This window comes from Stenotrophomonas sp. GD03958, from assembly GCF_029839005.1.
Classification (GTDB): Bacteria; Pseudomonadota; Gammaproteobacteria; order Xanthomonadales; family Xanthomonadaceae; genus Stenotrophomonas; species Stenotrophomonas hibiscicola.
In genome coordinates this window covers 24,266-38,966 of the sequence record NZ_JAOBZT010000041.1, presented here as the reverse complement: position 1 = coordinate 38,966, position 14,701 = coordinate 24,266, and the positions used below count along the sequence as shown (strand labels likewise).

The following is a 14,701-nucleotide window of genomic DNA, read 5'->3' as shown; positions in this document are numbered from 1 at the left end:
GCCGTGTGCGCAGGAAAGCGCACACGAGCAAGCGGCTGCCAAGCCCCCAGGGACGGGTTTACGGCGTCCCCGCACTCCGACACCGCCCCGCCATCCCACGGAATGCCCGCTCTTGCTGTTGCTGTTGCTGTCGCTTCGGCCTCTGCTGGTGCAGGGCTGCAAGCCCTGCCGAACACCCCCTACTTCCGCGGCAGGTAAGTCACCAGGGAAAGATCGTGCCGGCTCTCCGGCACCAGCGCCACGTACTGCAGGTCCAGCAACCCCCGCGTGGGATGGTTCAGCTTCTTCGCACCCTCATCGAACCGGCGCACATCGTGCTCCGGCCACCACTGGCGGAACTCCTCGCTGTGCGCGGCGATGTCCTCCACCAGCGCCAGGAACGGGGCCTTGTCCGGGGCCTGCGCCATCGCCGCACGGAAGCCTGCCAGCAGGCCGCGGGTCATTTCTTCCCAGTTGAGGATCAGCGTGCGGTACGGCGGGTACAGAAACATCAGCCGCAGCGTATTGCGCTCGTGCGGCGCCAACTGGCTGTAGTCCACGAACAGATCGGCGATGGCCGGGTTCCAGGCCAGGATATCGAAGCGGGTGTTGCGCACATAGGCCGGGATCGGCTGCATCGCCTCCACCAGCTGGCGCAAGCCGTCGGTCACGCTCTCGTCCGGTGATTCCAGCGGCACGCCGTAGCCGGACAGCGCGAACGCGTAGGCGCGCTCGTCGTCGCTCATGCGCAGCACCTGCGCCAGCCGCTCCAGCACCTCGGGCGAGGCGCGCACTTCACGGCCCTGCTCGATCCAGGTGTACCAGCTGACACTGACCCCGATCGCCAGCGCGACTTCCTCGCGTTTCAGGCCCGGGGTACGCCGGCGCCCGGCCGGCAGGCCGAGCGTGGCGGGGTCGACACGGGCGCGGCAGGCCTTGAGGAAGCCGCCCAGTTCCTTGCGTTCACTTTCGCTGCGCATCATGGCCCTCCGTTGCGGAAGGCGATGCTATCCGCGCAGGCGCGTCGATCAGGCATCGACGCGCTTGGAGCCCACGGCCAGGCCCGCCTTCAGGCTGGCCTCGACGAACTCGTCCAGGTCGCCGTCGAGCACCTTCTGCGTATCCGAGCGCTCGATGCCGGTACGCAGGTCCTTGATACGGCTCTGGTCGAGCACGTAGTTGCGGATCTGGCTGCCCCAGCCGATGTCGGACTTGGTGGCTTCCACCGCGTCCTTCTCGGCGTTGCGCTTCTGGATCTCCAGCTCGTACAGCTTGGCGGCCAGCATCTTCATCGCGTTGTCGCGGTTCTGGTGCTGGCTGCGGCCGGTCTGGCAGGCCACGACGATGTTGGTCGGGATGTGGGTGATGCGCACCGCCGACTCGGTCTTGTTCACGTGCTGGCCACCGGCACCGGACGAACGGTACACGTCGGTACGCAGGTCGGCCGGGTTGATGGTGATGTCGATGTTGTCGTCGATTTCCGGCGACACGAACACCGAGGTGAAGCTGGTGTGGCGGCGGTTGTCCGAGTCGAACGGCGACTTGCGCACCAGGCGGTGCACGCCGGTCTCGGTCTTCAGCCAGCCATAGGCATAGTCGCCTTCCACGCGCAGCGTGGCCGACTTGATACCGGCGACGTCGCCACCGGACACTTCCATCAGTTCGGTCTTCCAGCCGCGTGACTCGCACCAGCGCAGGTACATGCGCAGCAGGATCTCGGCCCAGTCCTGGGCTTCGGTGCCGCCGGCACCGGCCTGGATGTCGACGAACGCCGCCGCATTGTCCATCTCGCCGGAGAACATGCGCTGGAACTCCAGCTTCTCCACGTGGGCCTGGTGCTTGTCCAGGTCGGCGACCACGGCCAGGGCGGTGTCCTCGTCCTGCTCGGACTCGGCCAGCTCCAGCAGCTCGGTGGCATCGTTCAGGCCATCGAGCACCGAGGCGATGCCGCCCACGGTCTTTTCCAGGCTGGAACGTTCGCGGCCCAGGTTCTGGGCGTACTCGGCGTTGTTCCAGACGTCGGGGCTTTCCAGCTCCCGCGTTACTTCTTCAAGACGCTCTTTCTTGGCGTCGTAGTCAAAGATACCCCCGAAGCGACAGCACGCGATCGGTCAGATCGGTGATGCGCTGGCGGACAGGATTCAGTTCGATCATGTCGGCGGTTATGCATTCAAGAGATGACTGGTAATGATACCGCAGGCCGTGGGCGCCCGGAATGAGGGCCTGGGCCTGCGCCGGGGAGCCTCGAGCGTGATGTGTCGGCGCTGCATTCAGGCAGGCGGTACCCGCCTTGGCGCGGGGAGCCGGCCAGGCTGCAGCCGACCCCACACAGGGCCTCCTTGCCCCAGAGCGGCGTCGACGAGGGTCTTCCTTGGTCCACCCTCGGACGGCCACTTGGGGCAGTTGACTATTTAACCTCGAACTCGCCCACCAGCACGGTCTCGGCGCGGTCCTTCAGTCGCATCGTCACCATCTGATCCTTCTGCTTTGCCGTGCCCCAATGGGTGGTCAGACGCAGCATCAGTGTCGTCGCGCCGGTGACCAGTTGCTGGCGGCTGCCAAAGTAGTTCGCCTCCACCTTGTACTTGCCCGGCTTGGCGTTGCGCAGCGAGAACTGCTCGGGACCATAGCCGCCGGTGAAGTCCTGCGACATCTGCCCGCCCTGGTAGGTCAGGCGGTTGCCGTAGTAGGCGCGCTCGCCGTTCGGGTCGGTCACCCACAGGTCCATGTCGCTGTTGTCGGCATCCCAGGAAAGCACCACGCGCAGGTCCAGCGGCATTGCCTGCAGCAGGCGCGGGTCGATGCTGGTGGTATCCAGCCGGGGCGTGCTGCGGGCCACCAGATTGGTCAGTTCATCCAAGGCGATCAGGGCGATGCCATCGAAGCGGCTGTCCCACGGCCGCACCACCACCTGGTACAGCGGCGCCAGCGCCTGCTGCGGCTTGCCGGCCGCCGCCAGTGCCAGGCCGAGATCGCGGAAGCTCTGCGGTTCTTCCTGGCCCATCGCCAGCACCTGCTCGAACACCGGCACCGCCAGCGCGGGGGCATCGGCCTGCATCAGCCGATAGCCGAGCACGCGCAGCAGGTGGCGATTGTCCAGGTCCATCTCGGCCAGGTTCGACAACACACGCAGCGCCAGGTCGCGCTGACCCTGCGCCAGCAGCAGGTCGGCCACATCAAGGAAGAAGGCGCTGCTGTCGGCGTGGGCATCGCGCTCGGCCAGGTAGCGGTCATACAGTTGCGACGGCGGGCCCTGGCGCAGGCGCCGGGCGATGGCCGAGTCTGGCTGCCAGGCCGCCAGCTGGATGCCGAGCTCGCCCTCGTTGGCGGCAGCGGGCGCAGCGACACGGCCACCCGTGACCGTGATTGAATCCAGGGCCTTGTTCGATACAGGCGCCGAGCGACGTGCACGCGCGCTGCTGGCTTCCATGCGCTGCTCGGCGGCGGCCATCGGGGCCGGGGCGGGCGGTGCCGCAGGGGCCGGCGCGGCGAGCATCGCCACCGGCGCCGATTCCATCGCGTAGTCCGCAGAGGCGACTTCCAGTGCCCCGCCCTTCGGCTGCGGCGGCATTCCCTTCGGCCAGCTACGGTTCCACCACTGCTGGCGCTCCTTCCAGTGTGCCGCCACTTCATCCAGACGCTGGCGATCAGCAGCGGCGCGGTCTGTCACCTGCCGTGCGAACCGCGCGTCGTAGTCCGCGCGCAGCTTGCCGGACGGACGGATGGCATGACGCAGGTAATCCTCCAGCGTCTCCAGCACGATCAGCGAGGTGTCCGGCCCGACCAGGCCAAACTGCTGCGACAGGCGCTGCATGGCCTCGCGGTTGCCGCGGCGGTCGACGGCCAGTTGCTGCAGGCGCGCCTGTGCCCACAAACCGGCCAGCAGTTCACCGTCCTTGCTCTTCTGCGTCGCTGGCAGCGCTTCCCACTCACCGTCGCCAACGCGCACCCGCATCGGCACACCGTCGGCTGCCAGTTGTGCGTGCAGCCACAGCCAGCCGTCGGCTTCACTGCGCCGATCGATCACTACATCCTGCACGCCGCGTCCCGCATCGACCTGCACATCCAGCGGCGATGCCAGCAACGCGTGCGCCGCCGCATCGACATCCTTGCCCAGCGCGACGAAGCGACCGCCATGCGCCTCACTCCAACCCCGCAGTCGCACGGCATCGGTGCGCGCGCCGGCGCTGCTGACCGCAAACAGGCGTTGATCCGGCGCCATCGCCGGCAGCTGTTCCGGCCCATAGGTCAGCAGGCCATCGCTGACCAGCAGGTATTCCTTCACGCCCGGCTGCGGCTGCCACTGTGCCAGCGCGCTGGCACCGTCCGGGCGCACGGCCTGCAGGGCTGCGCGCAGTTCACTCCAGTTGCCGGCGCGGATGCGGAAGCGACGCACCGGCTCGGCGCGATCGCGCAGCACGGTCAAGGCCACGGTGCCGTCGCGCAGCGCAGCGAAATAGCGATCCAGCAGGGCGAACTCACGTGTGTGATCGCGCTGGCCCGCCGAACCGGAGCCATCCCACAGCAGGCCGATTTCGCTCGGCAGTTTGCGCGGCGTGCTGCTGGCCGCCACCGGCAGCTGCGCCAGCAGATAGTGGCCATCCTGCCAGTGCGCCACCTGCACCTGTGCCTGGCGGGTCGCCGGCAGATCCCACTGCAGCTGCTTCGGCAGCTGCGCCCCCTTGCCCTGCCACTGCAGCTGGCCCGCGCTGATGCGGAATGGCGCCGTACCCGCGGTGGCCGTGACGGGGGCCTGCAGTTTCAGCTCAACCGAGGCTGCACCGGCGGCAAACTGCAGCGGCAGCGTCCACTGCCAGCCCTGGCCGGCGAAGGCCAACGACTCGCGGATCACCAGCTGCACGCGCCGGCTGCCGCCGGCCGGCAGCGGATAGATGCGCAGCCGGAACTGGTTGCCGGCGGTCTGTTCCAGCAGCCCCGGGTCGACGCCACGACGGGCGATCTCCTCGAACACCTGGCGGCCGCGGTCCTTGGGCACCGGCACCGCGTCACGCATCTCGCCGTTGATATCCAGCGCGAAGCCGCTGATCTGCTGGCCATCGGCCAGCGGTAACTGCAGCTCGCCCTCCAGTACCCGCCGGTTGGGGTTGTGGAATTCCAGCGCGATCCGGGTCTGGGCGATGCCGGCCTGGACTTCGCCTTCGATGCGGGCGTGTCGCAGCTGCACCGCCTGCTCGGCGGCCGGGGCAATTAGCAGAGGCATGCTGGCCTGCGGCCGGGAGATCGGCGGCGACTGCGCGCCAGCGGGCCAGGCCGCGAGGGCCAGCAACAACACAGTGCAGCAACGGACGAAGACCATGAGCGGACTCCAGTGGGATCGTAAACCTTTGAACGCACCAGCAACCGTAATGGGGTTGGCGCCCCCAAAAAGGGGACGGAGGGGATTAAGTCGCAAGTGGCAAACGAGGCACAAGCGACTTAATCCCCTCCGTCCCCTTTTTCTATGCGGGCAGGCAGTGCTCCACGATCAGCTGGATGGCGCTGCCGCCACGGTAGTCATCGCAGGCCAGCCGGTAGGCCAGGTGGACGTGACGTGATGGCGCGTTGCCGTGCCAGCCGCCGAAATGGATGGCGTTGATCGTGCCGGGTACGCCCGGCAGGCGCAGTTCCAGCTTGAGGTGGCGTTCCTTCAGTACTCGCCAGTTGGCCACTTCGAAGTGGCCGTCGAACAGTGGCTCGGGGAAACCCTGGCCCCACGGCCCGGCCAGGCGCAACGCATCGGCGTGGCGATGGTCCAGCTCGTCCGCGGCCAGCTCGCCGTCACTGAGCACCTGCTGCTGCAGTGCCGCCGGATCGAGCATTTCCAGCACCACCGCGACGAAGGCGGCCTTGAAGTCATCGACGTGGTCACGCCGCAGGCTGAGGCCGGCCGCCATGGCGTGGCCACCGAAGCGCTCGATCAGGCCCGGATGGCGCGCGTCGACCAACGCCAGCGCGTCACGGATGTGCAGGCCGGGAATGGAGCGCGCCGAGCCTCGCAGGATCTCGGCGCCGGGTTCGGCCGGGGCGAAGGCGATCACCGGGCGATGCAGGCGATCCTTCATCTTCGATGCGACCAGGCCGACCACACCCGGATGCCAGTCAGCATCGAACAGGCAGGCCGCGACCGGTCGCTGACCGGCCATGTCCAGCACCACGCGGGTCAACGCCTGCTCGGCGTCGTCAGTCATCGACTGCTGGACGGCGCGCCGTTCCGAGTTGATCTGCTCCAGCGTCTGCGCGATCTCGCGTGCCTGGCGCGGGTCTTCGGTCAGCAACAGCGCGATGCCCAGCGCCATGTCTTCCAGCCGGCCCGCCGCGTTCAGGCGTGGGCCGAGTGCGAAGCCGATGTCGGTGGCGGTCAGCCGCGCCGCATCACGGCCGCTGGCTTCGATCAGCGCTCGGAGGCCGACGCAGCCCTGCCCCGCGCGCAGACGGCGCAGGCCCGCGCTGACCAGTGCCCGGTTGTTCGGATCCAGCGCCACCAGGTCGGCAACGGTGCCGACCGCCACCAGGTCCAGCAGCGTGGTCAGGTCCGGCCCCTTGCCATCGGCAAAAACGCCGGCCTCGCGCATCTGCCGGCGCAGCGCCATCAACACATAGAAGATCACGCCGACACCGGCCAACGACTTGCTGGGGAAAGCGTCGCCGTCGAGATTTGGATCGACGATGACATCGGCCGGCGGCAGCTGCGGCCCGGGAAGGTGATGGTCGGTGACCAGCACCTGCCAGCCGCGTGCCTTGGCCGCGGTCACGCCCGCATGGCAGGCGATGCCGTGATCGACCGTGACCAGCAGGTCCGGCTGCAGCGCGGCCAGCTCTTCCACCAGCGACGGTGACAGGCCATAGCCATGCACCATGCGGTTCGGCACCGCGTGGAAGACGTGTTGCGCACCGAGCATGCGCAAGCCGCGCACGCCGACCGCACAGGCGGTGGCGCCATCGCAATCGAAATCGCCGACCACCAGGATGCGCTTGTCGTTGGCGATGGCCTCGATCAGCAGACCCACCGCATCATCGATGCCGGTCAGCAGCTCAGGCCCGTGCAGATTGCCCAGCTTCGGCTGCGCCAACTCCGGTGTACCTGCGCCACGGCTGGCATAGAGACGCGCCAGCAGCGGCAGCGTGCCCTCCGGCCAACTGCCGGGTACGACCGCATCGCGGCGGCGGATCATCGGCGTATCAGAGGCGGGCTGCACAGCATCGGCGGCAAGGGACATCGGCATCGCCGGTTACGAAAGACCTGCACATCATAACGTGCACCACTCTGCCAGTCGGCTGCCGCTGCTGACGAGGCACCTTGGCTCTTCGGCCAGCAGCATTTGGATTTCACGACCGCATCTTCCATGCTTGCCTGCCCTGGAACGGACTTCCATCCATGATCCGCACCCTGCTGACCGCGCTGATGGCACTCACCGTGGCCCGGGCCGCCCACTCCGCCACGCCTGAGCCCAGGCCCGGGGTCGAATTCGAACACAACGACTGGTCGCTGGCTTGTGACAACACCCGCACCTGTCGCGCCGCCGGCTACAGTCCGGAACAACCCGGCAACCTGCTCAGCCTCATGCTGGAGCGCGCCGGCGGCCCGGGTACGAAGGTGCTCGCGCGGCTGCGAAATGGCGAGAATGGCGAAAGCCCGACGCCGACCGGGGCGCTGCGCCTGCGCCTGAACGGCAAGGACCTGGGCCCGGTGCGCGACACGGGCGACGGGGAAAAAGTGTTATTGCAGCAGGCACAGACCAATGCACTGGTCGCCGCACTGCCGCGCCAGGCACGCATCGAGATCATCGACGGCAAGGGCAAGGCGTGGCCGATCTCCGACAGCGGTGCAGCAGCAGTACTGCTGAAGATGGACGAGGCCCAGGGCCGGCTGGGAACGCCCGGTGCACTGGTACGGCGTGGCGACAGGCCCGAAGCATGCGTGCCTGCGGCGTTGCCGGTGCCAGTGATCGTGCGCGGCACGCTGGTGGCATCGCGCGCCTCGGACGCGGCACTGGCCAAGGCACCGGGCCTGCGCAAGGCGCTGATCGCCAGCCTGCCGAAGCCGGATGAGTGCGGCCGCCTGAGCGATGGCGGGACAGATGAGATCGAGATCCAGCGACTGGACGCCCAGCATGTACTGGCAAGCACCAGTTGCTTCGTGGGTGCCTACAACTTCAGCAACGGCTACTGGGTAGTGCAGGACAAGGCGCCGTACCAAGCGAAGTTCGTGACCTCCAACGCGGAGGACTTTGATCGCGATGACGCGACGCTGCGCGGGCGCTTCCGTGGGCGCGGCATCGGTGACTGCTTCTCCGGCCACGACTGGGCCTGGGATGGCGCGCGATTCGTGAAGAGCGGCGAGTTCACCACCGGGCAGTGCCGCGGCGTGGCGGGAGGGCATTGGCAGCTGCCGACGGTGGTCAGCGAGGTCCGTTGAGGCGCCGCTACCTGCGGTAGTGCCGGCCGCTGGTCGGCAACCCCGACAAACCCTGGGGGTCAGAGCCATTTTCCGATGGAAAACGGATCCGACCCCGATCGGTCGCCCCCGATCATTCGTGGAGCTGGCGCGGCTTCTTCCAGAACTGCCAGCGCTGGCCGCGGTCCAGCTGGAACTGCAGGCCGTCCTCGAAATCCAGCACCAGCTGCTGCAGCTCGCCACGCTTGAGCGCGGCCAGCAGCGGCCGGATCGCATCATTGCCGAGCTGCTGCAGCGAACGCAGCTGGCGCAGATCAACCAGTGCATCCACCGCCTGCTCGCCATCCACGGCTACGCCAGCCGCAAGAGCCAGGCCCTGCAGCAGCGCGTCGCGGCTGCGCACCTGTGCGTGCGGCGTGCTGACCGACACCGGCATCACGCCACCACCCCAGAACCACAGCGAATTGATTGGCTGTTGTCCCTGCGCGGCGCGCTGCTGGTTCCAGGAATGGTTATGCAGCAGTACCTGCGCTTCGGTCATCAGCGCCCGCCAACGGCGGCCACCCTCGCCTTCCGGCAGGTGCGAGAACAGATCATCGCCCAGCACCTCGTCCGGACTGTCGAAGTCCGGCAGGGCCAGGTCGATCGGCAGGCGCAGGTACCAGCGCGAAGGGTCCGGTGCGTCGAGCACGAATCCGGCATCGGCGAACAACGGCTGCAGCACCGGCAGCAGGGCCAGGCAGTCGGCCAGGGTCGGTCGCAGCGTTTCGCCGTAGGCCATCATCCGCGCGCCATGCATGTCCGGCACCATGCAGGCCGGATCGGCACGCAGCCAGCTGGCGCCAGCGGCATCGCCGACGTCGCGCTGACGGGTCAACGCGGCCACCGGCCAGTGCGGCGCGGCCACCGTGAAATGGCGCGTCAGCTGCGCGCGTTCACCCGGTGCGACCTGCACCGTCGTGGCGCGGCCAAGCGCGCGCGCCACATCGTCCGGCAGCGCAGCCGCGGCAAAGCGGCTGCGTGCCGGCAACAGCAGGGTCGCCGTTGCCACCGGGTCAGTCCACGTAGCTGACGCTGACGATCTCGTACTCGCGTTGGCCGGCCGGGGCGTCGATCACGATCGAATCACCTTCCAGCTTGCCGATCATCGCGCGCGCCACCGGCGAGGAAATCGCGATCAGGCCCTGCTTGATGTCCGCCTCCAGGTCACCGACGATCTGGTACTTCTTCTCTTCGTCGGTTTCCACGTCGGCCAGGGTCACGCTGGCGCCGAACACCACCTTGGAGCCGGCATTGAGCTTGCTCACGTCGATGATCTCGGCGTGCGACAGCTCGCCTTCCAGCTGCTTGATGCGGCCTTCGATGAAGCCCTGTTCCTCGCGCGCGGCGTGGTACTCGGCGTTCTCCTTCAGGTCGCCATGCTCGCGCGCTTCGGCGATGGCGGCGATCACCTTCGGGCGCTTGACCGACTTCAGGTGATCCAGTTCGTCGCGCAGCTTCTGCGCGCCCTTCATGGTGATGGGGGCTCTCATGCATTCAACTCCTTGTGCAGCTCCTGCAGCGACCAGACGGGACCGGTGCCGCGGAATTCCAGTGAATCCACCAGCGCCTTGGCGCCGGCAATGGTGGTCGAGTAGGTGACGCGATGCTGCAGCGCCTCGCGACGGATCGAGAACGAGTCGTTGATCGCCGAACGACCTTCGGTCGTGTTGACGATGTAGACGATCTCGCCGTTCTTGATCGAGTCGACGATGTGCGGACGGCCTTCGACCACCTTATTGATGATCTCGCAGTCCATGCCGTGCTGCTGCAGCCACGCGGCGGTGCCACGGGTGGCGACCAGGCTGTAGCCACGCGCCAGCAGCGCCTTGGCCACCGGCAGCACGCGCTTCTTGTCCGGATCACGCACCGACACGAAGGCCTTGCCAACCGGCGGTGCCTTGATGCCACCCGCTTCCTGCGCACGCGCAAAGGCGGCGTTGAAGCTGCGGCCCACGCCCATCACCTCACCGGTGGAGCGCATCTCCGGCCCGAGGATCGGGTCAACGCCCTGGAACTTGGCGAACGGGAAGATCGCTTCCTTCACCGAGTAGTAGTCCGGCACGATTTCCTTGGTCGCGCCCTGCTCGGCCAGCGTCTTGCCGGCCATGCAGCGGGCGGCGATCTTGGCCAGCGGCATGCCGGTGGCCTTGGACACGAACGGCACGGTGCGCGAGGCACGCGGGTTCACTTCCAGCAGGTAGATGGTGTCGGCACCTTCGTCGCTGGTCTGGATAGCGAACTGGGTGTTCATCAGGCCGACCACGTTCAGGGCCTTGGCCAGCTCCACCACCTGGCGGCGCAGCTCGGCCTGGGTTTCAGCCGACAGCGAGTACGGCGGCAGCGAGCACGAGGAATCGCCCGAGTGCACGCCGGCTTCTTCGATGTGCTCCATCACGCCGCCGATCAGGACGTTGCCTTGGGCATCGGCAATGATGTCGACGTCGCACTCGACGGCGTTGTCGAGGAAGCGGTCCAGCAGCACCGGCGAATCGTTGGACACCTTGACCGCATCGCGCACGTAGCGGGCCAGGTCGGCTTCACCGTAGACGATTTCCATCGCACGGCCGCCCAGCACGTAGCTCGGGCGCACCACCAGCGGGTAACCGATCTCGCGGGCCAGCAGCAGCGCTTCCTGGTCGTTGCGGGCGATGCGGTTCGGCGGCTGCTTCAGGCCCAGCGTGTCGACCAGCTGCTGGAAGCGCTCGCGGTCTTCGGCCAGGTCGATGGAATCCGGGCTGGTGCCGATCACCGGCACGCCATTGGCTTCCAGCGCGCGCGCCAGCTTCAGCGGGGTCTGGCCGCCGTACTGCACGATCACGCCCTTCGGCTGTTCCAGTTCGACGATCTCCAGCACGTCTTCCAGGGTCAGCGGTTCGAAGTACAGGCGGTCGGAGGTGTCATAGTCGGTCGACACGGTCTCCGGGTTGCAGTTGACCATGATGGTTTCATAACCATCCTCGCGCAGCGCCAGTGCCGCGTGCACGCAGCAGTAGTCGAACTCGATGCCTTGGCCGATGCGGTTCGGACCACCGCCCAGGATCATGATCTTGTCGCGGTTGCTCGGCGCGGCCTCGCACTCGTCCTCGTAGGTCGAGTAGAGGTAGGCGGTACCGGTGGAGAACTCGCCGGCACAGGAGTCTACGCGCTTGTAGACCGGTCGCACCTTGTGCGCACGACGCAGCGCGCGGATGGCGGCTTCATTGGTGCCGGTCAGCTGCGCCAGCCGCGCATCGGAGAAGCCAGCACGCTTCAGCTTGCGCAGGCGTGCGGCGTCCAGCGCGTCGATGCCACCGGCAGCGACTTCGCCTTCTGCAGCGATGATTTCCTCGATCTGGTCCAGGAACCAGTGGTCGATGAACGACAGTGCGTAGATCTCTTCCACGCTCATGCCGGCGCGGAATGCATCGGCAACGAAGAACAGGCGCTCCGGACCCGGTGCCTTCAGTTCGCGGCGCAAGGTCTGCAGGTCGTCTTCGTTGCCCAGGTCCAGGCCGGTCGGGTCGAAGCCGACCTTGCCGGTTTCCAGACCACGCAGGGCCTTCTGCACCGACTCCTGGAAGGTGCGGCCCATCGCCATCACCTCGCCCACCGACTTCATCTGGGTGGTCAGGCGGGCGTCGGCGGCCGGGAACTTCTCGAAGGCGAAGCGCGGGATCTTGGTGACCACGTAGTCGATCGACGGCTCGAACGAGGCCGGGGTCAGGCCGCCGGTGATCTCGTTCTTCAGTTCGTCCAGGGTGTAACCCACGGCCAGCTTGGCGGCGACCTTGGCGATCGGGAAGCCGGTGGCCTTGGACGCCAGCGCCGAGGAACGCGACACGCGCGGGTTCATCTCAATGACGACCACGCGGCCGGTCTTCGGGTTGATGCCGAACTGCACGTTCGAGCCACCGGTATCGACGCCGATCTTGCGCAGCACGGCGATGGAGGCATCGCGCAGGCGCTGGTATTCCTTGTCGGTCAGGGTCTGCGCCGGGGCCACGGTGATCGAGTCGCCGGTGTGCACGCCCATCGGGTCCAGGTTTTCGATCGAGCAGACGATGATGCAGTTGTCCGCAGTGTCGCGGACCACTTCCATCTCGAACTCCTTCCAGCCCAGCACCGACTCTTCCACCAGCACCTCGGTGGTCGGCGACAGTTCCAGGCCGCGGCTGACGATCTCGACCAGCTCTTCGCGGTTGTAGGCGATGCCGCCACCGCTGCCGCCCAGGGTGAAGCTGGGGCGGATGATGGTCGGGTAGCCGACGCGGGTCTGGATCTCCAGCGCTTCGTCCAGGGTGTGGGCGACGGCGGCGGTCGGGCATTCCAGGCCGATCTCACCCATGGCCACGCGGAACAGCTCGCGGTCTTCGGCCATGCGGATCGCTTCGCGCTTGGCGCCGATCAGTTCGACGTTGTACTTCTCCAGCACGCCGTTGTCGGCCAGGTCCAGCGCGCAGTTCAGCGCGGTCTGGCCACCCATGGTCGGCAGCAGCGCATCGGGCTTTTCCTTGGCGATGATCTTCTCGACCGTCTGCCAGTTGATCGGCTCGATGTAGACGGCGTCGGCCATCTCCGGGTCGGTCATGATCGTGGCCGGGTTGCTGTTGACCAGCACCACGCGGTAACCCTCGTCACGCAGGGCCTTGCAGGCCTGGGCGCCGGAGTAGTCGAACTCGCAGGCCTGGCCGATGACGATCGGGCCAGCACCGATGATGAGGATGGTCTTGAGGTCAGTGCGCTTGGGCATTTTCTTCTCTAAGTCAGTACAGCGTGACAAGGGGGGTGATCGCACGCTGTCGATCAGGAATCTTGATCCGCAGCGCCGCGCCAGGGGCAGCAGCGATGCGGGGTTTACGGTCCATCGCGACGCCACCGGCAGGCCGGCGGCGTACTGATCACGCCTTGGCCTGCTCCATCAGCGCCACGAAGCGGTCGAACAGCGGACCGACATCGTGCGGGCCCGGGGATGCTTCCGGATGGCCCTGGAACGAGAACGCCGGCACGTCGGTGCGGGCGACACCCTGGTTGGTGCCGTCGAACAGCGAACGGTGGGTCACGCGCAGGGTCGGCGGCAGGGTTGCTTCATCGATCGCAAAACCGTGGTTCTGCGAGGTGATCATCACCCGGCCACTGTCCAGGTCCTGCACCGGGTGGTTGGCACCGTGGTGGCCATGGCCCATCTTCATGGTCTTCGCGCCAGAGGCCAGGCCGAGCAGCTGGTGGCCCAGGCAGATGCCGAAGGTCGGGATCTTCACGTCGATGAAGGCCTTGATCGCGTCGATGGCGTAGTCGCACGGTTCCGGGTCACCCGGGCCATTGGACAGGAACACGCCGTCCGGCTTCAGTGCCAGCACTTCGGCGGCCGGGGTCTGCGCCGGCACCACGGTCACTTCGCAGCCGCGCTCGGCCAGCATGCGCAGGATGTTGGTCTTCACGCCGAAGTCGTAGGCCACGACCTTGAACCGGGCCGGCACGCTGACGAAAGCATTGGCATCCAGGTCCAGCTGGCCCTCGGTCCAGGTGTAGGTCTTCTCGGTAGTGACGACCTTGGCCAGATCCATGCCCTTCAGGCCCGGGAACTTGCGGGCGGCTTCCAGTGCCTTTTCCACGTCGATGTCGCCGGCCATCAGCGCACCGTTCTGCGCGCCCTTCTCGCGCAGGATGCGGGTCAGCTTGCGGGTGTCGATGCCGGCGATGGCGACCACGCCCCGCTGGATCAGCCAGTCCTGCAGCGACAGCTGGCTGCGCCAGTTGCTGGGACGGCGCGGGACGTCGCGCACGATCAGACCGGCCGACCATACCTTGGACGCTTCATCGTCCTGGTCGGTCATGCCGGTGTTGCCGATATGCGGATAGGTCAACGTGACCATCTGCCGGGCGTAGGACGGGTCGGTCAATACTTCCTGATAGCCGGTCATGGCGGTGTTGAACACCACTTCACCGACGGACAGGCCGGGCGCGCCTACGGATTCGCCCTCGAATACGGTGCCGTCTTCGAGGACGAGGATTGCGGCTTGGGTCACGGGAATCTCACTTTGGCTACCGAGGGGGCTGCCGAAGTCACGCCTGCGCTTCACGGAAATCCGGTTGCAAAAAAGCGCGGACGTGCGGTCTGGGACCGGTCCGGCTTTCGTGATTCGGCGAGTGCGAATTGTAACGCTGCCGGGGCGCTCGCGCCAGCGGTTATCGCGCTATATGAACAGGCGATTGCGCATTCATCTCAATGCGGCCGCGTATGCGGCACCCGCCACCCGGTGGTGCCGGCCGCTGGCCGGCAATCCCATCGGCGTCCCGTAACCTTGG

The 14,701-nt window shown here is 67.1% G+C and carries 9 protein-coding genes; 1 reads left to right on the top strand and 8 read right to left on the bottom strand.

The features are described from left to right. Window positions 1–179: 179 nt before the first annotated feature. The 4 genes from N5C25_RS12940 to recJ form a co-directional block, all read right to left on the bottom strand. On the bottom strand, window positions 180–962 hold the full coding sequence (locus N5C25_RS12940) for a helix-turn-helix transcriptional regulator (protein WP_019661470.1): 783 nt from the start codon (window positions 960–962) through the stop codon (window positions 180–182). Between the two features lie 45 nt (window positions 963–1,007). Continuing rightward, window positions 1,008–2,133, bottom strand: a protein-coding gene (prfB, locus tag N5C25_RS12935; protein ID WP_014037064.1) for a peptide chain release factor 2 whose coding sequence is annotated in 2 segments (ribosomal slippage) — window positions 1,008–2,057 and window positions 2,059–2,133 — 1,125 coding nt in all. Because the reading frame shifts where the segments join, the coding sequence is not laid out codon by codon here. Window positions 2,134–2,386: 253 nt separating this feature from the next. Further along, window positions 2,387–5,296, bottom strand: a complete 2,910-nt coding sequence (locus N5C25_RS12930; RefSeq protein WP_279937048.1) for a VIT domain-containing protein — start codon at window positions 5,294–5,296, stop codon at window positions 2,387–2,389. Between the two features lie 142 nt (window positions 5,297–5,438). After that, entirely contained in the window at window positions 5,439–7,196 is a 1,758-nt protein-coding gene (recJ, locus tag N5C25_RS12925; protein WP_279937047.1) for a single-stranded-DNA-specific exonuclease RecJ, read from the bottom strand. Between the two features lie 158 nt (window positions 7,197–7,354). Here recJ and N5C25_RS12920 point away from each other — a divergent pair, with 158 nt between their 5' ends. Beyond that, on the top strand, window positions 7,355–8,395 hold the full coding sequence (locus tag N5C25_RS12920) for a DUF1176 domain-containing protein (protein ID WP_279937046.1): 1,041 nt from the start codon (window positions 7,355–7,357) through the stop codon (window positions 8,393–8,395). 112 nt (window positions 8,396–8,507) lie between these two features. On the opposite strand, the gene N5C25_RS12915 is transcribed toward N5C25_RS12920, so the two are convergent. From N5C25_RS12915 to carA, 4 genes are all read right to left on the bottom strand, one after another. Then, complete coding sequence (locus tag N5C25_RS12915) at window positions 8,508–9,425, bottom strand: phosphoglycerate mutase (RefSeq protein ID WP_279937045.1); 918 nt, start codon at window positions 9,423–9,425, stop codon at window positions 8,508–8,510. Window positions 9,426–9,429: 4 nt separating this feature from the next. After that, the gene (gene greA / locus N5C25_RS12910; protein ID WP_005409483.1) at window positions 9,430–9,906 is read right to left on the bottom strand and encodes a transcription elongation factor GreA; all 477 of its coding nucleotides are present in this window, start codon (window positions 9,904–9,906) and stop codon (window positions 9,430–9,432) included. After that, window positions 9,903–13,145, bottom strand: coding sequence for a carbamoyl-phosphate synthase large subunit (gene carB, locus N5C25_RS12905; RefSeq protein WP_058979938.1), 3,243 nt, complete (start codon window positions 13,143–13,145; stop codon window positions 9,903–9,905). The genes greA and carB overlap by 4 nt, the downstream gene beginning before the upstream one ends. A 148-nt stretch (window positions 13,146–13,293) precedes the next feature. Further along, on the bottom strand, window positions 13,294–14,421 hold the full coding sequence (carA, locus tag N5C25_RS12900) for a glutamine-hydrolyzing carbamoyl-phosphate synthase small subunit (RefSeq protein ID WP_031270821.1): 1,128 nt from the start codon (window positions 14,419–14,421) through the stop codon (window positions 13,294–13,296). Window positions 14,422–14,701 lie beyond the last annotated feature (280 nt).

Coding starts and splice junctions, on each gene's coding strand:
- N5C25_RS12940 (WP_019661470.1), bottom strand. CDS start 962: ATGATGCGCAGCGAAAGTGAACGCAAGGAACTGGGCGGCTTCCTCAAG.
- N5C25_RS12930 (WP_279937048.1), bottom strand. CDS start 5,296: ATGGTCTTCGTCCGTTGCTGCACTGTGTTGTTGCTGGCCCTCGCGGCC.
- recJ (WP_279937047.1), bottom strand. CDS start 7,196: ATGTCCCTTGCCGCCGATGCTGTGCAGCCCGCCTCTGATACGCCGATG.
- N5C25_RS12920 (WP_279937046.1), top strand. CDS start 7,355: ATGATCCGCACCCTGCTGACCGCGCTGATGGCACTCACCGTGGCCCGG.
- greA (WP_005409483.1), bottom strand. CDS start 9,906: ATGAGAGCCCCCATCACCATGAAGGGCGCGCAGAAGCTGCGCGACGAA.
- carB (WP_058979938.1), bottom strand. CDS start 13,145: ATGCCCAAGCGCACTGACCTCAAGACCATCCTCATCATCGGTGCTGGC.